We start from the raw sequence: 19,774 nt of genomic DNA on the forward strand, positions 1-19,774 counted from the left end.
TGGTTGCTCGAACTCCCCAGTATTCAGGGGGAACAGGCCATTGCGCACGCCCCGCGCGCCACCTAATTTAAGCAACCGATTCAACTGTCTTATTCCGATGCTTAACTTCCTTTCCAGGGGGAGGACTTCATGCGTCCAGTGATGCGTCCAGCCGGGCGTTCAGCCAGACGTCCAGCCGTCCGCGCGGCTCTGCGCGGAGCCGTCGCGGCGGCCTGCGCGACCGCCGTGCTCGTGGCCGCCGGCCCCGCGCGCGGGGCCGACGCTCCGGCGAAGGCCGGGGTGGGGGCGGGAGTGGAGGTCGAGATACCGGGGCCGGAGCACGGCGGCGACGCCGGGTCCGGCCACACCCGCGTCCCGGCCGCCGGCGCCCCGGCGAAGACCGCGGGCGGGCTCTCCCCGGCCGAGCGGGCGGCCGACGGCGAGGTCGCCAAGATGATCGACAACGGTTCCACCGCCGACCGCCTCGACGTCGTCGTCATCGGCGACGGCTACACCGCCGCCGAACTGGAGCGCTTCCACGCCGACGCCCGGCAGAAATGGGACGAGGTGACGGCCGTCGAGCCGTACACCACCTACCGGAACCTCTTCAACGTGTGGACCGTCGACGCCGTTTCCCGCGAGTCCGGCGTCTCCGGCGACCCGGACGCGGCCACCGTCCGCGACACCGCCCTCGGCTCGTACTTCTGGTGCGACGACATCGAGCGGCTGCTCTGCATCGACCAGCCCAAGGTCGACGCGTACGTGGCCAAGGCGCCGGCCGCCGACCTGGTCATCGTGCTGGCCAACAGCGCCAAGTACGGCGGAGCGGGCTACAACGAACGCAGCGCCACCCTCGGCTACGAGGGGATCTCGACCGCCTCGGCGGGCCACGCGAAGTCCGGCCAGGTCGCCATCCACGAGACCGGCCACTCGCTCGGCAAGCTCGCCGACGAGTACTTCTACACGGGTGTCCCGGGCTACGAGAAGTACACCGGCCCCGAGCCCGGCGACTCCAACAGCTCCACCCTGGCCGCCGATCCGATGGCCGGGCAGCGGGCCAAGTGGTACCGGTGGCTCGGCGAGCCGTCCCCGGACGGCGGCACGGTCGGCACGTACGAGGGCGGCGGCTACTTCGTCTCCGGCCTGTACCGGCCCACGGACAACTCGATCATGCGGGTCCTCGGCAAGCCCTTCAACCTCCCCGGTGTCGAGGCGATGATCGGCGGGTTCTACCAGCACGCCAGGACCGTCACGCCCCTCACCCCGACCGACCGCACCCTGCGGGCGCGCCACACGGCGAAGGCGGCCGTGCCGAAGCTGGCGGGTGCGGACGGGCGTCAGCTCGTGGTCCGGTGGTACCTGGACGGCAGGGAGCTGAAGAGGTTCGAGGGCCGGACGCAGGTGGCGGTGTCCGACCTGTGGCTGTTCGACTTCCGCACGCACCGGCTGTCGGTCACCGCGGAGGACCGCACGCCCTCGGTGCGCGACCCGAAGATCGCCCGCAGCCTGCGCTCCACGGCGGAGTGGAAGGTCCGGCTCTAGCCCGTGCCGTCGGGCGCCGTCAGACCCGGCGCCAGATGGCCATCGCCCAGGAGAACAGCCCGAACAGCATGAGCCCGGCGGCGACCACCACGAGGAGCCACGGTCCCGCCGGGGTCTGGGTGAAGGCGCGGAGGGTGTCGTCGACACCCTTCGCCTCCGCCGGGTCGTAACGCACCGCGGCGTACGCGAGGAAGGCGCCGGCCGCAGCGAAGACGGCGCCGCGGGCCACGCCGCCGGTGACCCCGAGGAACTCGACCGCCTTGCGGACCCCGTCGGACATCCGGTCCGTCGCCAGGTGCTTGCGGAACTTGCGCAGAGCCGCCCGTACGGCGATCACGACGCCCCCGACGGCGATCGCCGCACCGGCCGCGCCGACCCACCACGGGCCGCCCGGCAGCTCCATCACCTTGGCCGTCACGTCGCGCGACTGCTCGTCGCTGGACCGTTGCCCGCCGGACCCGGCCGCGAAGGACAGCACCGAGAACGCGACCACCCCGTAGAACACCGTCCGGGCCGCCGACGCCAGCCGCTTCCCGGCTTTGCCGCCGTCGGGGCCCGCGGCCCCGAACACCGCCTCCGACAGCCGCCACAGCATCATGCACACCAGGCCGATTCCGACGGCCCACACGAGGACGCCGCCGAAGGGCTGCTCCGTGAGCTCCTGCAGCGCGCCCTTGCGGTCCGCCTCCTGACCGCCGTCGCCGAACGCCACGCGGACGGCGAGCACGCCGACGAGCACGTACAGCACGCCGCGCGCCACCAGCCCGCACCGGGCCACGACCTCCCGGCCCATGCCGCCCTGGGACGCGGTTTCCGCACCCTCGCGCCGTACAGCCTCGCGTGTCTCCTCGCCGCGTGTCATGACACGCGGCTACCCGGGCTCGACCGCTCCATGCCCGCGGGACGAGCGCACCGCGAGGCCGTCCAGGAGCAGGCCGAGGCCCAGCTCGAATCCGCGGTCGTCCAGCTCGGCCAGGCCGGCGCCGGTCGTCGCGGCACCGGTGAGGGAGTCGGCCAGGGCCGGATAGGCGGGACGGTAGTCGCCCGCGGCGCGGGTGAAACCGGCCGTGAAGGTCTCCAGCGCCGAGCCGAGGACCAGGTAGTCGATGGCGGCGGCGGCCTCGGCCGCGCGCGCCGGAGTGCAGCCGGCCCGGATCAGGGCGCCGAGCAGCGCGTCGTATCCGCGCAGGGCCCGGTCCGCCTCGACCCGGCGGCGGGCGGCGGGGGCGATCGCGTTCGGGTGGCGCAGGTACACCCGGCGGTAGCCGCGCGCGTACGCCGCGATCCCCTCGCGCCAGTCGGGTGCCTCGAGCGGGCTCAGATCGATCTCTTCGTTGATCAGTTCCGAGACCGCGTCGAGCACGTCGTCCTTGGACGCCACGTGGTGGTACAGGGACGCTCCCCGGACGCCGAGGCGGTCGGCGAGCGTACGCATCTTCAGGGCCTGCGGGCCCTCCCCGTCGAGGAGTTCGAGGGCCGCGCGCGCGATGATCCCGCGGCTGAGCAGCGGTTGGTTCGGTCGGCCCACGGTGTGATCCCCCTCGTTCTCGGCCGTCAGGTTACCCGCACGCAGGGTCTTCCCAAGGGGTCCGGGCCGGGTTAAGGTCCCCGCATTCCCGATACCTAACAACGTTAGATTTAATGTCCGGGACGCGTCGGCACCCCCGGCGCGTCATCCCTCCGTGAGAGGTGCGCATGCCAGACCTTCCCTCCGCACACCCTGAAACGGGCGACGCCGATGCCGCCCGCCTGACCGACCTGGGCTACACCCAGGAGCTGGACCGCAGCCTCGGCGTCCTCGGCAACATCGCGATGGGCTTCGCCGTCGTCTCGCCCGTCGTCGCCCTCTACGCCGTCTCGATGGTCGGCACGATGATCGCCGGGCCCGCCTGGGTCTGGGCGCTGCCGATCGTGCTGCTGGGCCAGTGCCTGGTGGTGAACGTCTACTCCGAGCTGGCCTCGCAGTGGCCGCTGGCCGGCGGCCCCTACCAGTGGGGCCGGCGGCTGCTGGGCCCCTCCTTCGGCTGGATGAGCGGCTGGGTGTGGCAGTTCGCCGTGATGTTCGGCAACACCACCGTCGCCTACCTCGCGGCCCCCTGGGTCTTCGCCCTCGTCGGCGCCACGCCCACACCGGGCGCCATGGTCGCGGTGGCCGCCGGGATCCTGCTGGCGTGCATGCTCGTCAACGCCTACGGGATCAGGATCCTGAGCTGGTTCGTCTCCCTGGGCATCGCCGCCGAGGCCATCGCCTCCGTGCTGGTCGGCTTCGCGCTGCTGCTGTTCTTCCGCGAGCACGGCTTCGCGCTGTTCACCGAGACCCTCGGTGCCGAAGAGCTGTCCGGTGGGTCGACCGCGGCGGCCTTCCTCGCCGTCCTGGCCGTCGCGGGCTGGGGCTTCATCGGATTCGACGCCTGCGTCTCGACCGCGGAGGAGACCAAGGACGCCGGCCGCCAGGTCCCGCGCGCCATGTGGTGGGCGCTGCTCAGTGTCGGCCTGGTCGTCATCCTCAACGCGATGGCGGTCGCCCTCGCCCATCCCTCGCCGCAGGCCGTCGTCGCGGGGGAGGACCTGGACCCGGTGACCACCGCCGTCACCACCGCGTTCGGCTCGTGGTCCGACAAGCCCTTCGTGGCCGTGGTCCTGGTCGGGTTCCTCGCCTGCGCGATGGCCTCCCAGGGTGGGGCCGCCCGCGGGGTGTACTCGCTGGCGCGCGACGGGGTGTTCCCCTTCTCCCGCCAGGTGCGCCGGGTCAACCGGAGGCAGGCCCCCATCGGCGGTCTCGTCGCCTCGACCCTCGTCAGCTGTACGGGCCTGCTGCTCGGCCTGAACGCCACGGCGATCGGCAGCCTGATCGCATTCGGCACCGCGGCCACCTTCCTGCCGTTCTTCCTGGTCACCCTGGCCGCGCTGATCGCCCGGCTGCGGGGGAGCTGGACCCCCTCCGGCCACATCCGGCAGGGCCGCAAGGGCACCTTCCTGAACGTGCTGGCCGTGCTGTGGACCGCGTTCGAAGTCGCCAACGTGTGCTGGCCGCGGGCCGTCCTCGCCCCGCCGGGAGCCCCCTGGTACCAGATCTGGGCGGGCCTGCTCGGCACCGGAGCGGTGATCACCGCGGGGCTGGTCTACCTGATGGTCAGGAAGCCGCAGAACACGCTGCGCGCCGCGCGGGCGGAGGAGCACGAGAGCCAGGAGGACGGCGAGGGGCGCGTGGACGCGCTCGCCGCCGAACGCCTCTGATCCCAGGGGTCGTCCGGCCCCGTCGTCAGCCGTACCCAACAGAAGGAGTAATGACATGCACCTGCCACGCATTCCCCGCCCGCGCATACCCCTCCCCCACATGACGCGGCGCGGCTTCGGCGCCGCCGCCCTCGCGGCCGCCGCCGTCCCCCTCCTCGGCGGCCCGGCCTCCGCCGCCCGGAACCTCCCCTCGGCCACCCGCGCCGCGGGCGACGACCCGCTCCACGCGCCGGCCGAATGGGAGCCGCACTCCGGCTGTGTGATGGCCTGGCCCTGGGACAGAACCGCAGGGTGGGGCGGACTGCTGGCCGGCGTCCAGGCCGAGATCGCCGGCATCGCCAAGGCCGTCGCCCGGTTCGAGCCGGTGCTCGTGTTCGCCGAACCGGGCACGGCGCAGCAGGCGCGCGAGCAGTGCGGCAGCTCGGTGACGGTGGTCGAGTACCCGGTCAACGACTGCTGGACCCGGGACACCGCGCCGATCTTCGTCGTGAACGGCGCACGGACCCAGCGGGCAGGACTCGACTTCCGGTTCAACGGATGGGGCGAGAAGTACCCCTTCGACAAGGACGACCTGCTGCCCGTCGGCGTGTGCGCGCAACTGGGCCTGCCCCGCACACCCGTCGACATGGTCCTGGAAGGCGGCGCCGTCCTCACCGACGGACAGGGCACCCTCATCGCCACCGAGGAGTGCCTGCTCCACCCCAACCGGAACCCCGGCATGACCCGCGCCCAGATCGAGGCCGCGCTGCTCGCCTCGTACGGAGCGCGCAAGGTCATCTGGCTCCCGTACGGCCTGTACCACGACGACATCACCAACGGGCACGTGGACCTCGTCGCCGCCTGCCTGGGCCCCGCGCGGCTGCTGCTGCACACCCAGCCCGACCCCGCCCACCCCAACCACGACCGGATGGCCGCCAACAAGGCGGTCCTCGACGCCTCCACCGACGCGTGCGGCCGCCGCTTCCAGGTGGTGGAGATGCACCACCAGCCGCAGTTCCGCCACCAGGGGCTGACCGTGGAGACCTTCAGCTACACCAACTACTACCTGACCAGCGGCAGCGTCGTCGTACCCACGGCCGGTGAACCGGCGGACGCCCTCGCCCTCGCCCAGTTCGCCACCCTTTTCCCCGGGCGCGAGGTGGTCGCCGCCCCGGCGCGCACCCTCGCCTGGGGCGGCGGCGGAGTCCACTGCGTCACCCAGCACGTGCCGGCGGGCGCCTGAGACCGCACCGGCCGGTGTCCGCGGCGACGGGGGATCGCGGCGGCCACCGGCCGGTGTGTCTGTGCCCGTGCCTGTGTCTTGTGCCTGTCCGTTCGGGACGGACGGGCTACATGGGGTCCATGCCCCGGTCGTCCATCCGGCTCTCCCGCTCGCTCTGCTCCATGAGGCGGCGGGCCTTGTCCCGCAGGCGCTGCCGCTCCTCGGCGTCCTGCGAACGGTCGGCCGCCTCGTTCAGTTCCTGGGCCTTGGCGCGCATCTGCTGGGACCGGCCGCGGGACTCGCCTGAAACGCTCATGATCGCTCCTTGGATCTGTGGGGGAGAGCGGGCGGATTCAGCGAACCAGCAGTGCTCTGCGCCCGCATCTCGAACCGTCACCGAGCGTGACCCGTACGGACGGCCAGGCGCGCCCCGTCCCACCGACGGGCTTAGGCTCGGACCAGGCTGAGAAGGGGATGGTGTCCATGTGTCGCTGGCTCGCCTACTCGGGTTCGCCCCTGACGCTCGACGCGGTGCTCTACCGTCCGGAGCACTCGCTCATCAACCAGAGCCTCCACGCGCGCATGGGCGTGGAGTCGACCAACGGCGACGGCTTCGGTATCGGCTGGTACAGCGCGGACGGCACCGGTGACGGCACCCCCGCCGTCTTCCGGGACATCGCACCGGCGTGGAACAACCGCAACCTGCGCGAGCTGGCCGCGCACGTGCGCTCGCCGCTGTTCTTCGCGCACGTCCGCGCCTCCACGGGATCGGCGATCCAGCAGACCAACTGCCACCCCTTCCGGCACGGGAGGTGGCTGTGGATGCACAACGGGGCGATCACGGACTTCCAGCGGTTGCAGCGGGACCTCTGCATGGCCGTGGACCCGGCCCTCTTCCCGTCCATCGAAGGATCCACGGACTCCGAGGTGATGTTCTACCTCGCCGTCACCTACGGCCTCGACCAGGACGTGCCCGGCGCGGTGGCGCGGATGGCCGGCCTGGTGGAGCGGCTCGGCAAGGAGCACGGCGTGCCCGACCCCCTCCAGATGACGGTGGCGGTGAGCGACGGCGAGCGGCTGTGGGCGTTCCGCTACTCGAGCGAGGGGCAGTCGAGGTCGCTGTTCTACAGCAGCAAGGCCGAGACCGTCCGGCACCTCCACCCCGAGCTGGCCTTCCTCAACGAGGTCTCCGACGCGACGCGGCTCGTGGTCTCCGAGCCCCTGGGCGATCTCCACGGGATGTGGAACGAACTGCCCGAGGCCAGCTACACGGTGATCCCCGCCGTCACGGGAGAGGACTACCTCCCCTTCGTCCCGGAGCTGCCCTGACACCCTGATCGCCGGGGTGCCCGCGGCCGGGTCAGCCAGGGTCCGCGGCGAGGGCCGTCGTCAGGGTGAAGAGGGCTCCGTCGGGGTCGCGGAGCGCCACCCACCGCTCCGTGGCGTTCGAGGTGATGTCCGAGACGGTGCGCCCGCCCATCGCCACGGCGGCCTCGATGGCGGGGCGGAGCGCGGGGACACGGAAGTGGACGTGCCAGCGGGGCCGGGTGTGAGGGGAGTAGGAGGCGAGCTCGACCGGGCCGCTGTTGAGGCGGGCGACGGGCTCGCCGCCCTGCCGCAGGACGACCTGGTCCTCCTCGTACGAGACCTCGCAGCATCCGGAGCGCCCGGTGGCCCACTCCAGCACGGCCCCGTAGAAGATCGCCGCGTCGAAGGCGTTCCTGGTACGCAGCTCCAGCCAGGCCGGCGCGGGGCCCTTGCCCACCCGCCAGTGGGCGGAGACGGAGCCCTGCCAGATGCCGAAGACCGCGCCGTCGGGGTCGGCGACGAGCGCCGCGCGGCCGCCGGAGGGGAAGGAGACCGGGCCGACGGCGATGGTGCCGGTGCGCTCCCGGATCCGGTCCACCGCCGTGTCGGCGTCGTCGACGGCGAAGTACGGGGTCCACGCCACCGCGACGCCCAGGTCGGAGGCGAGCGCTCCGATGCCCGCCACCGGCACACCGTCCAGCTCGGCGACGGAGAAGGCGTCGCCGAGGCGGGCGCGGCGGAACCTCCAGCCGGCGACCGCGGCGTAGAAGCGCTGTGCCGTCTCGAGGTCGCGGGCCATCAGGCTCACCCAGCACGGAGCTCCGAAGACCTCCTTGGTCGAAATCTCCACCACTCGCTCCGTCCCTCATGAGCCCCCGGCCCTACGGTCTCATTCTGGTCCTTTTCGGGACGCTCTTCCCGGTCACCGTGGTCGCCGTAGGCCGTCACCATCAGTAAGCACGGAGCTTCGGTGTCTTCCGGCGGCCGCGGCGGCCCGGGCTATAGCCTCTGACCCGGACGCCCCCCCGCAGGCTCGGAGCTCGGAAGGCAGGTCTCCCGTGGTGACATCCCAGGTTCCCGTGATCGATCTCGGGCCGTGGCGGTCCGGCGGACCCGACGTCCGGGCGCGTACGGCGGCCCGCGTCGACGAGGCGCTGCGCGCGGCGGGTTTCCTGCTGGTGACCGGCCACGGGGTGGACCCCGCGCTGCCCGCCCGGATCCGGGAGGCGGCGCGCGGGTTCTTCCGGCTGCCCGCCCCGGTGAAGGCACCGTACGCGGTCGCCGTCGGCGGCCGGGGCTGGCTCGGTCCGGGGGCCGAGGCCAACAGCTACGCGGAAGGAACGGCTTCGCCGCCCGACCTGAAGGAGTCCTGGTCCTGGGCGGCGGAGGACCCCACCGGTGTGCCCGGGGTGGACGCCGAGTGGTTCCGTCCCAACGCCTGGCCGGCGGAGGCGCCCTCGCTGCGGCCGCTGGTGACCGAGTACCTGGGCCTGATGCGGGCCCTCTCCGACGAGCTGCTGGAACTGCTGGCCACCGCCCTCGGCCTCGAGGAGGACCACTTCACACGCCACACCTCGCATCCCACCTGGGGGTTCAACCTCAACTGGTACCCGGGTGCCGAGGTCGTCGGACGGCCGCAGCCCGGCCAGTTCCGCATCGGGGCGCACACCGACTTCGGCACGGTCACGATCCTCGACCGCCAGCAGGGCGCGGGCGGGCTGCAGATCCACACCGACGCCGACGGCTGGCAGGACGCCCCTTACGACCCGGCCGCGCTCACGGTCAACATCGGCGACCTGATGGCCCGTTGGACCGGGGACCGGTGGCGGGCGGGCCGCCACCGGGTGCTGCCGCCGCCGGCCGACGCGCCGGCCGAGGAACTGATCTCGCTGGTCTACTTCTACGAGTGCGATGCGCACACCCGCGTGGAGTCCCTGCCCGCCCCCGTCGGGCGCGTGGTGCACGACCCCGTCGACTCCCACACGTACCTCCGCGAGAAGCTCCGCGCCATCAGCGTCACCGAGGGGACTACGACTTCAGGGTGATCCGGACCCTTCCCAGGTGGGAGGGGCCCGTCCTCCTGCGAGGTGACGTTCCGGCAGGTCCGGCTCAGTAGGTTCGGATCCATGAACCGACGCCGAACGACTTCCGCCGCCGTCTTACTCGCCCTCCTCCTGCCGCTCCCGCTCGCCGCCGCGGGTACCTCGGCCGCCGCCGATTCCCCGGCCGTGGCCGAGAGCCGCCGCACCACGGTGGAACTCCCGCGCCCCACCGGCCGTTTCTCCGTAGGACAGGAAACGCTCCACCTCGTGGACCGAAGCCGGACCGACCCCTGGGCGCAGTCCGGCCCGCGCGAGCTGATGGTGACCATGCGCTATCCGGCGCAGCGCGGCACCGGAGGCCCCGTGCGCTACCTCACCCGCGAGGAGGCCCGGCTGCTGCTGGTCGACCGGGGGCTGGACCAGGCGATCCCGGTCGAAACCCTGGCCGGCACGGCGGCCCACTCCCGCTCGCACGCCCGCCCCGTCGCGGGCCGCTACCCGCTGATCGTGCTGTCGCCCGGCTTCACCGTCCCGCGCGCCACCCTCACCGCGCTGGCCGAGGACCTGGCCTCGCGCGGCTACGTCGTCGCCGCCGTCGACCACGCGTACGAGAGCGCGGGAACCGCCTTCCCCGGCGGGCGCGTGCTGCAGTGCCTGGCCTGCGAGAAGGTCGAGGCGGCGGGCGGCATGCAGGCGGTCAGCGACACCCGCGCCCGCGACGTGTCCTTCCTCCTGGACCGGCTCACCGGACGCGACCCGGCCTGGCGGCACGCCGGCCTCATCGACCGGAGCCGCATCGCGATGGCGGGCCACTCCATCGGCGGCGCCTCGGCGGCCGCCGCGATGGCGACCGACCCGAGGGTCCGCGCCGGGGTCGACATGGACGGCGGACTCGCGACGCCGGTCCCCGAGACCGGGCTGGGCGGGCGCCCCTTCATGCTGCTCGGCGCGCAGAACCGCGCCCCCGGCGGCAATCCCAGCTGGGACAGCGAATGGCCGAAGCTCGACGGCTGGAAGCGCTGGATCACCTTCGCGGACTCCGGCCACTTCACGTTCAGCGACTTCCCGGTGATCGGCGACCGGCTGGGCCTCCCCTCTCCCGAGGCCCCGCTGTCCGGCGCCCGCTCGGTCGAGCTGACCCGGCGCTACGTCGGAGCCTTCTTCGACCAGCACCTCAAGGGCACGCCCCAGCCCGTCCTGGACGGCCCGTCCGCCGACGCGCCGGAGGTCCGCTTCCACACCCCGTGAGTACCCCGTGAGTACCGCGTGAGCAGCCCTCCTCAGACCACCGTCACCGGGTGCCGCACGACCGCGTCGAAGAGGTAGCCCTGCGTGTTGTGGGCGGCCGTCGCGGGCTGCGTGCGCCCGGTGGCGTCGGTCGCCCGGGCCAGCAGCGCCGTGGACCCCGCGGTCCGCGGGGTCCACGGCAGCGACCAGCGCACCCAGCTGCCCCGGCGCGGCGCGTCGTGCAGCCGGGCCCGCTGCCAGCGGACGCCGCCGTCGGTGCTGACCTCCACCCGCAGTACGGGCGCCGCGCCCGACCAGGACCGGCCGGTCAGCAGCCGTGTCCGGTGCAGGGGAACGGTGGCCCCCAGCTCCAGCTCGAAGGCGCTCTTGAGGGGCTGCCGGGCGAACGGAGCGCCCTCCACCGGATACTCCGGCCCGAACAGCCGGTACGTGTCGGTGTTCCACGGCGAGTACAGCGGCTGGTCGCTCACCTCGATGTCACCGACCCACTTGACCGAGGAGATCCCGGCCCACTCCGGTACGACGAGGCGGACCGGGCCGCCGTGGTCGGGCGGCAGCGGCCGCCCGTTCATCTCGTAGGCGAGCAGTACGTCGTCCAGCGCCTTCGAGACCGGCAGCGGGCGCCGTACCCGCCCGAGGTTCACCCCGTTCGTGACCACCTCGTCGTCCAGCCCGCGCGGCAGGACGTCGACGGCGCCAGGCGTCACACCCGCCAGCCTCAGTACGTCCGACAGCCGCGCGCCGCGCCAGTGGCCGACGCCGATTCCGCCCAGCGTCCAGGGGGTGCCGCTGACCTGCTGGCCCTGCTGGGTGGCGTAGAAGCTGCGGCCGTTGCCCGCGCACTCGATGAACAGCGTCCGCTCGACCGCCGGCAGCGCGCGCAGCCGGTCGTACGAGAACGCGACCGGGCCGCCGGCCAGCCCGTCACCCCACACCTTCAGCGTCCATCCGCCGGCTTCGAGCCGCGGGGTGGAGGTGTGGTTCCGTACGAAGAACCGGTCGACGGGAGTGAGCGGGCCCGTGCCGCGCAGGGCGGCGAAGTTCGTCTCCGCGTTGGTGCCGCGGATGGTGAACAGCTCGGGCGGCAGCGGCTTGACGATCCCGGGCGACGTGGCCGCGTCTGAGGTGGCGATGGCCGTGGCGCCCGCGTCGGCGTCGGTCGCGGCCGAGGCCGTCCCGGCCGCCCCCAGCCCCAGGGATCCGGCGGCGGCCCCCGCCGCGAACAGCCTGAGCAGGTCCCGGCGGTCCACTCCGGCGGAGCGGGCGCGGCCACGGGCCCACTGCCGCAGGCGCGTGCGGTCGTACCGGCTCTCGTCCGACAGGTCGGAGGTCATGGCGGGGTCACTCCTCGGTCGTGGTTTCCCGACGGACCGCAGCGGCCCGGGGCGAGCCGCGAAAACATTCCCGCCGTGATCGCCACGAATGCGCAACGCGGCGCCAATGGCCGATTACCGCTGGTCGGCCGACGTTCGGCAGGATGTGGGGCATGACCGAGATCCGTACCCCCCGCCTCCTCCTCCGCCGCTGGACCGACGACGACCTCGTCCCCCTGTCGGAGATCAACGCCGACCCGGAGGTGATGCGCTGGATCGGGGACGGTTCCACCCGCGACCTGGACCGGACCGCCGAGGACATCGAGCGCTGGGAGGAGGAGTGGGACGAGGAGGGCTTCGGGCTGTTCGCCGTGGAGCTCCTCGGATCCGGCGAGCTCATCGGCGTCGTCGGCCTCTCGGTGCCCGAGTACCTGCCGGAGGTGCTGCCGGCGGTGGACATCAGCTGGCGGCTCGGCCGCCAGTACTGGGGCCAGGGCTACGCGTCCGAGGCCGCTCAGGCCACGCTGGAGTTCGCGCTCCAGGACCGCGGACTCGACCGGGTCATCGCGGTCAACCGGGCGGGCAACGACGATTCCGAGAACGTGATCCGCAAGCTCGGCATGGTGCTGGAGCGCGACACGACCGAGCCCGAACACCACTACCTCCTGCAGATCCACAGCATCGACCTGACCGAGTACGAGGCCTGATCCCCGCCGCTCCGCCGTTCCACCGCTCCGCCCTCCACCGCTCCACCGCTCCGCCGATCCGCCGCTCAGGCGGACGCGGGGCCCGGCGCCCGGGCCGCGTGTCCCGCGCGGATCGCGGTGAGGGCCGCGGCGTGCAGGGCCGCGGGGTCGCCGTGGTGGGGGAGGGGACTGCCGGTGAGCGTGTACCACTCGTCGGCGTCGGTGTACTGGACGTCGAACCGGGCCAGGCCCCCGGCCACCGCCGTGGTGCGCAGGGTGAGCGGGCCGGTGATGACGCCGACCTCGTCGGTCATCGCGCCGCCCGGCCCGGCCGGCACCTGGTCCTGCCACTGCTGTGCGTCGGTCACGAGGTACGTCCGTCGGTCATGAGGTACAGGTGTCCAGCATGGTGGCGAGCATCTTCTTCTCCGGTTCGGTGACGGTCAGGGCGTAGGTGGATTTGACGGTGGTCCACGCCCGTCCGTACTGGCACCAGACGGCCTTGTCCGGCGGCTGCCAGAGGTCCGGGCTCTGGTCGCCCTTGGATCGGTTCGAGGCCGCGGTCACGGCCAGCAGCTGGGGGTGGGTCAGGTCGTTGGCGAAGGCCTTGCGCCGGGCGGAGTCCCAGCCGGCCGCGCCCGAGCGCCATCCCTCGGCGAGCGGCACCATGTGGTCGATGTCCATCTTCGCCGCGTCGGTGACGGCCACCCCGTCGTAGAGGCTCTTCCAGGTGCCGGACACGGCCCGGCATTCGGAGTCCCGCGCCACGCCGGTGCCGTCCCGCTGGAGGACGACCTCACGGGTGTCGCACTTGTCGCCCTGCTGCGCCCAGTGCGTGAACTTGTCCCGGCTGTACCCGGCCATCGTGCCGGCCGGCGCCACCTTCAGCGCGGCCAGCTGGGTCCGGGCCACGGCCGTCGTGACCATGCCCGGCAGCACGTCCCCGCCGGCCGGCTTGCCGTCGGTCGGCGCAGAGGCCTGGGGAGTGGCACGCGAGGTGGAGGGCTTCGCGTCGGGGCCCGGCCCCGACGTGGCCGGACCGGAGCAGCCGGCCACGGCCAGCAGCAGGGACGCCGCCAGGACCGCGGCGGGCACCCGTATCTGACGAACCATGGACCCCACCCCAAACCGACTTCGCGTCAATGTCCCCTGAACACTACCCAGAACCGGACATAGAACCGACCTTCCACCCTCCGGCGGGCGTTGTCAGTGGCGCTCGCTAGTCTCCCGGCATACACCGCAGCTCAGGGGGTTCCGACCCCCGTGTCAGAGCTGCGCGGACGTGGCCGGGACAGGCGGAGGGACGCGGACTGATGGCATGGGTGGCGGCGGGCGAGGGGTACGAGATCGCCCTGGTGGAGGGGCGGGTGGCGGCGAGGTCCCGTACCGGCCGGTCGGCGGGGCGGCAGTTGAAGACCCTGCCCAAGGCGCTGAAGGACCATCCCGAGGTGGACCGGCTGCGCCGGCTCGCCGAATGGCTCGACCGGCACGCGGCCGCCTGCGTCGCCCAGGTCGACACCTGGATGGTGTCCTCGCTGCCCGTACCGACCGCGCTGCTCGCCCGGGTGTGGCGGGACGAGGCCTGGCAGAGCGCCCTGCGCGACCTGGCCGTGGTCGGCGACGATCCCGACGAGGTGGGCTTCCTGCGGGACGCCACCGGGTCCGGCGAACTGAAGGTGGTCAACCTCGACGGCGAGACCGTACGGCTGTCCCCGCGCACGGTGACCCTGCCGCACCCGGTGCTGCTGCCCGACTTGGAGGACGTACGGGACTTCGCGGCCGAACTCGGCATCGTGCAGCGGGTCGAGCAGATCCACCGCGCCACCTGGCGCAAGCCCGCCGGGCTCGCCTCCAACGCCACCGAGGTACGCGACTACGCGGGCGGCGTGTTCCCCACCCGCTTCAGTCTCGCCGCCCGGGCGACCGGCCTCGGCTACCGGGTCTCCGGCGGCTACGCCACCTGCAAGGTCCGCGACACCGGCCGGGGCACGGAGGCCGCGGTGTGGATCGGCGAGCCCTACTACGACGACGAGACCACCACCGGGGCGCTGACCTGGCACGGCGAGGACGGCCGGGCGGTGCCCCTGGCCGAGGTCGGACCGGTGGCCTGGTCCGAGGGGATGCGGATGGCCGCGGCGCTGTACGCCGGGCGCAAGATCGAGGAGGGCGGGGACGCGTGAGCACCACCGACAGCACCAGCACCAGCACCACTGACACCAGCATCAGCACCAGCACCGAAAGCACCACCACCACGGGGAAGGACGGCGCGTCCGTGAGTGAGGCCGAACTGCTGCTCAAGGCCGGGGCGGTACTGCCGCACGGCACCGAGGGCGCGGGCCCCACCGCCGTCGACCTGACCGCGCGCGCCTACCGCCACCCCGCCCTCGGCGAGGACCGTGTCGTGGTCCGCCTCGCCGCCGCCGAACTGGGCGCGGCCGAGGACCTCGCCGCAGGCTTCCTGGGCCTCGTACCCGAGGCGGGCGAACCGCCCGTCGTCGGCCTCGGCCACCGTCAGGAACTCGGCTTCCCCGAATGGGTCCTCGTCCACCACCCCGAGGACGGCCACCACGCCCTCGCCGTCGTGCCCGAACTCGACCGCATCGCCCGGCAGGCCAGGACGAAGCCCAAGGCGGCCCTCGACGCCTGCCACGAGCTGGCCGGCCGGCTCGCCGCCGCCGTCCCGCACTTCCTGCCGGTCTTCCACGAGCAGGCCGCCCGTATCTTCCTCGCCGTCGAGAACACCACGTACGCCGCCCAGCTGTTCGGCCGCGCCCGTACCGCCGAGGCCCAGCACGGGCTGAGCATCGACGAGGACCGACTCGACGCCGTCTTCCTCGAATTCGCCCTGGCCGGCGCCCTGCCCGTCAAGGTGCTCACCGGCTACGGCAAGGAACTGGCCGTCCGCGTCAGCCCCGCCGAAGCCCACGAGCGCTTCCGCCGCCTGTGCGTGCGCCGCACCGCGGGCGGGCTGCCGCCCTCCGCGCAGGCCGCCACCGAACTGCGCCGCCTGGCCCGCGCCGCGGGCCTGACGGGCACCGAACCCGAGCAGGAGTACCTCGCCGAACTGCTGCCGCTGCCCGCCACCCTGCGCGCCGCGACCGGCTGGTGGAAGGCCCACCGCGGCGCGCTCGTCGCGCTCGCCCGGCGCGTTCCCTCCGTACGCGGCACGCTCCTCGGGCTGACCCCGCCCGGCGGCGGCGACAGCGTCGAGCTCACCCGCCTGTGGCTGGACATCCTGGAGGAGTCCGGCGCCACCGCCGGGCTGGAATCCGAGGACATGCCCGCCGAGCAGCGGTGCGCCGACGGCACCGCCGGCTGGCTGGAGCGCTTCCACGCCGCCCGCCACGCCGGCTGGGGCACGCGCCCCACACCCCCCGCCCTGCTCGACGTCGTCACCCGCTGCGCGCCGCGGCTGCGCGCCGAACTCGCCCGCCCGGGCCGCGAAGCGGGCCTGCGGGTGGGCGTCGAGGACGCCGACCTCCTCGACCTGCTGCTCACCCTGGAGGTCCCGGTCGCCGATCCCGACCCCGAGGACAAGAGGTACCAGCACAACCAGTTGAACCTGCGCGACTGGGCCAGGGCCGACCGGCGCCGTGACCTGGCCGCGGTCGCCGCCGACACGCGGTTCCACCCCGCCTTCAACCGCGCCCTGAACGCCTTCGGCGACGCCGCCGGCGGGACCGACGTCGTCCGGCGCGTCGCCGCCTCGCCCGGCACCCGCCCGCTGCTGGCCGAGTGGATGCGCGGCGTCGCCCGCGCCTCCACGGCGGCCGGCCTGCCCGGGGTGCCCGACGCCATCCAGCGGCTGACCTGGCTGCCCGCGGAAGCCCTGGAACTCGCCCCCGAGGAGGTCGCCGCCGCGGCCGCCACCGACCTCGGCGAGACCCTCGCCCGCACCCTGCGCGCCGGCCTCTTCGAGGAGCTGGCCTGGCCCGCCTGGGAGAGCGCGGTCGCCGACCTCACGCCCGGGCAGGGGCGGCAGGGACTGACCGTGGTCGAGGCCTGGCCGTACCTGGTCGTCGCCAACCAGACCCAGGTCCGCGTCATCGACGCCGACACCACGGTTCTCACGCACGACCTGCGCGTCCCCACCGGTTCCCAGTACCGGTACGGATTCCACTACGTCGACGGCGACCTGCTGGTCTTCTGGTCCGCGTGGAACGCCGACCGGACCGAGGGCTACTGGCACTCCGCGCCCGGCACCGTCTTCACCCTGGACACAGACCGCGACCACTGGGCGCTGCGGTCCGAGCACGTCTCCCTGCCGCTCCCGGACGGCGGCCGCACCACCGGCGGCGGCGTCCTGCACCGCGGCGACACCGCACTGCCGGCCGAGCGGCCCGTGCTGTCCGACGGCACCTCGTACTGGGTGTGGCAGCGGCGCGAACGGTCCACCGAAGGCGACCGGTCCACCGAAGACACGGGAAGCGGCTGGCGCGAGTACGACCCCGCCGGCAACGCCCGCGGCCGGTTCTCCCTGCCCGGCTTCCTCTCCGACGCGCTGCGCACCCACCCGGAGGACACCGCCGCCACCGGCCACTCCAGCTGGCTGCGGCCCGCGCCCACCGTCGCGGGCTCGGTCCTCGGCGCACCCGCCGACGGCCTGCTCGGCTGGCGCGCCGTCCGGATCCCCGGCCACGGCTGGCGGGGGACCGACACCGGCGGCCGCACCGTAACCGTCCCCGAAGGCGGCGACTACCCGATCGCCGCGCTGACCTTCCCCGGCGACGACCGCCCGCGCGCCCTGTCGCACCGCTGGCGCGAGCTGAGCATCAGCGACCCGGAGGGCGTGGTCACCGCCCGGTCCCGCGACGACCACCGCAACGCCGGCTTCGCCACCGGCAGCGTGGACCTCCCGCCGCTCTCGCACTGGTACGCCCTGCGCCCGCGCGACCCGGAGGGCTCCGCCGCGCTGCGCACGGCCGACCGGGAGACCATCGGCGCCCTCCTCAAGGCCGCCGCGGCGGCGGACAAGGCCACCGACCTGCCCGACCTGGTGCGAGCGGCCCTGCCCGGGGTCACCGACCCCCGGCTGGTCGGCGGCATCGTCGAGGTCCTGCGCTTCGCCCTCACCCAGCAGAAGGCCCTGGACGCGGTCGCCGCCCGGCTCCACCCGGAGGCGGGCGCCGTCGAGGAGACCGTGCAGGGCCCCACCGACCGGCTCCTGGACGACGCGCTGCGCGGACTCACGGGCTCCTCGTACTACAGCCACGGCGCCGACACCGACGTCGCCCATCGCCTCCTGCGCGAACTCGCCGCCGCCTGCGCGCGGACCGGCGAGGCCGAGGTGCCCGGCCGGCTCCACTTCGACGTGCCCGGGCTGCCGTACTCCACGCTGCAGTGGACGCCGCTGCTCGACCAGCCGGCCGCCGTCGCCTACCGGGCCGTCGCCGTCGGTGCCACCGACGAGCAGCGCGAGGCCCTCCTCGGCCTGCTCGGCGCGGTCGACGCCCTGGGCCTGGCCTCGGCCGAGGGCTCCGCCGACCGCTGGCGCAAGGTCCAGGTCCACCTCGAGCGACGCCACCTGCACACTCCCGACGGCATCGCACGCGGCCATGGACACCGCAGCGTGCTCCCGCTCGGCGGCGGAGCCGTCCTCGCCGTCACCGAGCACGGCGAACCCCGGCCCGACGGCCAGGAGTTCGGCGCCCTGCTCCACGACCCGACCGGCCGCTTCACCGTCCCCGGGCCCTACACCGTGCGCGGCGAGGCCCCGCTCGGCGACCCGCGGCGCGACGCGGGCTGGCCGGCGGCCTTCCTCAAGGAGGCCGCCGACCGCGGTCCCGCACCCTTCGTCCCCGAGGCCGCCGAGGAGTTCGCCCGCCTCACCGGAGTCCCCGGCGCCCTGGCCCGGCTCGTCATCGCCGGTCTGCCGCACGTCGACAGCTGGGAGAACAACTTCCTGCCCGCCGAACTGCGCACCGCCCTCGGTGTCAAGACCACCGAGGCCGCGCACGCCCGCGACGAGCTCAAGAACCTCGACAGCGCGGTACGACGGGCCGTGGTCGCATCGCTGCTGCCCACCGAACCGGCACGGCTGTGGACCGAGGGGCCGGACGCGGCCGCCGCGGCCGAGGTGTGGAACCGGCACGTGGGCCGCCGTACGCCGGTGCCCGACTGGCTGCTCTCCGAGGCCACGCGGGCCGTGCGCAGCGGGTGGGCCGCCCACCGCGCCCTGCCCGCCGTCCTCGACCCGGCGGCCTCGCGCGAACTCTCCGCCGACGTGGCGTGGACGGTGCGGGGCGACCACGTGGAGCCGGCCGAGCCGGCCGCCGAGCCCTTCACATCGGCCGTCCTGACCGGGACCATGGCCATGGTGGCCTGGCTGGCCCACCGGCTGCCCGCGGGTGATGCCGTACGCGCCGCCCTGCCGCCCGCGCTGACGGCCGTACGGCAGCGGCTCGCCGCGCCCGAACTGCTGCTCTGCGTCGGGCACTTCACCAGTCTGTCCGACTTCCGCAAGGCGGCGGGCACGCCCACCGAGACCGGTGAGGGCTACGAGCGGTACGGCGCGGTGTTCATGGCCACCCACGACGGGCAGCCCAAGCCCGCGCTGCGCCCGGCGCTGCTGGACTCCACCGGCTCCGACCCCTACCTGCCGCTGCTGCGCGGCGACGACCAGCGGATCTCGGGGGTCGAGGCGGCGCTGCTGACCGCCCGCGACCCGCGCTTCGCCGCCCTGCTCGCCGACCCGGGCGCCCCGGCGGCGGGCGCCGTCGACAAGGACGGCACCTGGTGGCCGCAGGACCCGAGCCGGTCGGTCCCCGAGCTGGTGGCCGAGGTCGGCGCCGAGTACGGGCTGGGCGCCGACGCGGCCGCCCTGTACCTCGCGCTGCTCGCCATGCCCGACCCCACCGACCGCAACACCGCGCGCTGGACCGGCTGGAAGCCGGCCCGGCTGAAGGCCGCCCGCGCCGAACTGGCCGCCACCGACCTGGTGGTGTCGGCCGGCCGGAGCCGCGCCGGGCGCTCGTTGTTCCTGCCGGGCGGGTGGGCGGACATGGCCGCCCCGGCGCTGCCGGTGGAGCAGTGGAAGCTCCCGATGTACGGCCACCGCCTGCCGGGCGTGCTGCTGCCCGCCGAACCGGCCGCGGAGCTCTACCGCCGGGCCTGGCAGCGGGTCCGAGAAGGCGACGTGCCGCGCTTCGAGGAGCTCAAGGTGAAGCGCACCCGCGCCCGCCGCCGCTGAACCCCTTCGTACTTCCCCATTCCAAGGAC

Annotated in this window: 16 protein-coding genes; 9 read left to right on the plus strand and 7 right to left on the minus strand. The window is 73.8% G+C overall.

Translation table 11 applies throughout. The features are described from left to right. Positions 1-129: 129 nt before the first annotated feature. Positions 130-1,521 carry a M64 family metallopeptidase gene (locus ACGFYQ_RS12420; RefSeq protein ID WP_393742804.1) on the plus strand — a complete coding sequence of 464 codons (1,392 nt, stop codon included), beginning with the start codon at positions 130-132 and terminating at the stop codon, positions 1,519-1,521. Positions 1,522-1,540: 19 nt separating this feature from the next. On the opposite strand, the gene ACGFYQ_RS12425 is transcribed toward ACGFYQ_RS12420, so the two are convergent. Together ACGFYQ_RS12425 and ACGFYQ_RS12430 are read right to left on the minus strand one after the other, a co-directional pair. Further along, positions 1,541-2,383, minus strand: a complete 843-nt coding sequence (locus tag ACGFYQ_RS12425) for a DUF1206 domain-containing protein (protein ID WP_393742806.1) — start codon at positions 2,381-2,383, stop codon at positions 1,541-1,543. Between the two features lie 9 nt (positions 2,384-2,392). Then, a complete protein-coding gene (locus tag ACGFYQ_RS12430; RefSeq protein WP_393742808.1) occupies positions 2,393-3,049 on the minus strand; it encodes a TetR/AcrR family transcriptional regulator in 657 nt (218 codons plus the stop codon). 167 nt (positions 3,050-3,216) lie between these two features. Between ACGFYQ_RS12430 and ACGFYQ_RS12435 the strand changes: the two genes are divergently transcribed. Both ACGFYQ_RS12435 and ACGFYQ_RS12440 read left to right on the plus strand, forming a co-directional pair. After that, on the plus strand, positions 3,217-4,758 hold the full coding sequence (locus ACGFYQ_RS12435) for an APC family permease (protein WP_393742810.1): 1,542 nt from the start codon (positions 3,217-3,219) through the stop codon (positions 4,756-4,758). Between the two features lie 55 nt (positions 4,759-4,813). Beyond that, a complete protein-coding gene (locus tag ACGFYQ_RS12440) occupies positions 4,814-5,980 on the plus strand; it encodes an agmatine deiminase family protein (protein WP_393742812.1) in 1,167 nt (388 codons plus the stop codon). A gap of 106 nt (positions 5,981-6,086) precedes the next feature. Here the strand turns inward: ACGFYQ_RS12440 and ACGFYQ_RS12445 are convergent, their stop codons facing one another. Continuing rightward, positions 6,087-6,275: a DUF6381 family protein gene (locus tag ACGFYQ_RS12445; protein WP_393742814.1), complete on the minus strand. Its 189-nt coding sequence runs from the start codon at positions 6,273-6,275 to the stop codon at positions 6,087-6,089. Positions 6,276-6,442: 167 nt separating this feature from the next. Here ACGFYQ_RS12445 and ACGFYQ_RS12450 point away from each other — a divergent pair, with 167 nt between their 5' ends. Then, on the plus strand, positions 6,443-7,288 hold the full coding sequence (locus ACGFYQ_RS12450; RefSeq protein ID WP_393742816.1) for a class II glutamine amidotransferase: 846 nt from the start codon (positions 6,443-6,445) through the stop codon (positions 7,286-7,288). A 31-nt stretch (positions 7,289-7,319) separates the two neighbouring features. On the opposite strand, the gene ACGFYQ_RS12455 is transcribed toward ACGFYQ_RS12450, so the two are convergent. Continuing rightward, the gene (locus tag ACGFYQ_RS12455) at positions 7,320-8,066 is read right to left on the minus strand and encodes a VOC family protein (RefSeq protein ID WP_393743277.1); all 747 of its coding nucleotides are present in this window, start codon (positions 8,064-8,066) and stop codon (positions 7,320-7,322) included. A 259-nt stretch (positions 8,067-8,325) separates the two neighbouring features. Between ACGFYQ_RS12455 and ACGFYQ_RS12460 the strand changes: the two genes are divergently transcribed. Continuing rightward, a complete protein-coding gene (locus tag ACGFYQ_RS12460; protein ID WP_393742818.1) occupies positions 8,326-9,312 on the plus strand; it encodes an isopenicillin N synthase family dioxygenase in 987 nt (328 codons plus the stop codon). An 81-nt stretch (positions 9,313-9,393) separates the two neighbouring features. Further along, on the plus strand, positions 9,394-10,557 hold the full coding sequence (locus ACGFYQ_RS12465) for an alpha/beta hydrolase family protein (RefSeq protein WP_393742820.1): 1,164 nt from the start codon (positions 9,394-9,396) through the stop codon (positions 10,555-10,557). Positions 10,558-10,589: 32 nt separating this feature from the next. Here the strand turns inward: ACGFYQ_RS12465 and ACGFYQ_RS12470 are convergent, their stop codons facing one another. After that, positions 10,590-11,891 carry a sulfite oxidase gene (locus ACGFYQ_RS12470; RefSeq protein ID WP_393742822.1) on the minus strand — a complete coding sequence of 434 codons (1,302 nt, stop codon included), beginning with the start codon at positions 11,889-11,891 and terminating at the stop codon, positions 10,590-10,592. A gap of 152 nt (positions 11,892-12,043) precedes the next feature. On the opposite strand from ACGFYQ_RS12470, the gene ACGFYQ_RS12475 reads away from it, so the two are divergent. Beyond that, entirely contained in the window at positions 12,044-12,577 is a 534-nt protein-coding gene (locus tag ACGFYQ_RS12475; protein WP_393742824.1) for a GNAT family N-acetyltransferase, read from the plus strand. 65 nt (positions 12,578-12,642) lie between these two features. Here the strand turns inward: ACGFYQ_RS12475 and ACGFYQ_RS12480 are convergent, their stop codons facing one another. Together ACGFYQ_RS12480 and ACGFYQ_RS12485 are read right to left on the minus strand one after the other, a co-directional pair. Next, positions 12,643-12,924 (minus strand): hypothetical protein, encoded by a 282-nt coding sequence (locus ACGFYQ_RS12480; RefSeq protein ID WP_393742826.1) that lies wholly within the window; start codon positions 12,922-12,924, stop codon positions 12,643-12,645. Positions 12,925-12,940: 16 nt separating this feature from the next. Beyond that, the gene (locus ACGFYQ_RS12485) at positions 12,941-13,669 is read right to left on the minus strand and encodes an HNH endonuclease family protein (RefSeq protein ID WP_393742828.1); all 729 of its coding nucleotides are present in this window, start codon (positions 13,667-13,669) and stop codon (positions 12,941-12,943) included. A 200-nt stretch (positions 13,670-13,869) separates the two neighbouring features. Between ACGFYQ_RS12485 and ACGFYQ_RS12490 the strand changes: the two genes are divergently transcribed. Both ACGFYQ_RS12490 and ACGFYQ_RS12495 read left to right on the plus strand, forming a co-directional pair. After that, on the plus strand, positions 13,870-14,736 hold the full coding sequence (locus tag ACGFYQ_RS12490) for a DUF4132 domain-containing protein (RefSeq protein ID WP_393742830.1): 867 nt from the start codon (positions 13,870-13,872) through the stop codon (positions 14,734-14,736). 92 nt (positions 14,737-14,828) lie between these two features. Beyond that, positions 14,829-19,745 (plus strand): DNA-binding protein, encoded by a 4,917-nt coding sequence (locus ACGFYQ_RS12495; RefSeq protein ID WP_393743279.1) that lies wholly within the window; start codon positions 14,829-14,831, stop codon positions 19,743-19,745. The last annotated feature ends 29 nt before the right edge of the window (positions 19,746-19,774 follow it).

The sequence above is a fragment of the Streptomyces sp. NPDC048258 genome (assembly GCF_043201995.1).
Lineage (GTDB): Bacteria > Actinomycetota > Actinomycetes > Streptomycetales > Streptomycetaceae > Streptomyces.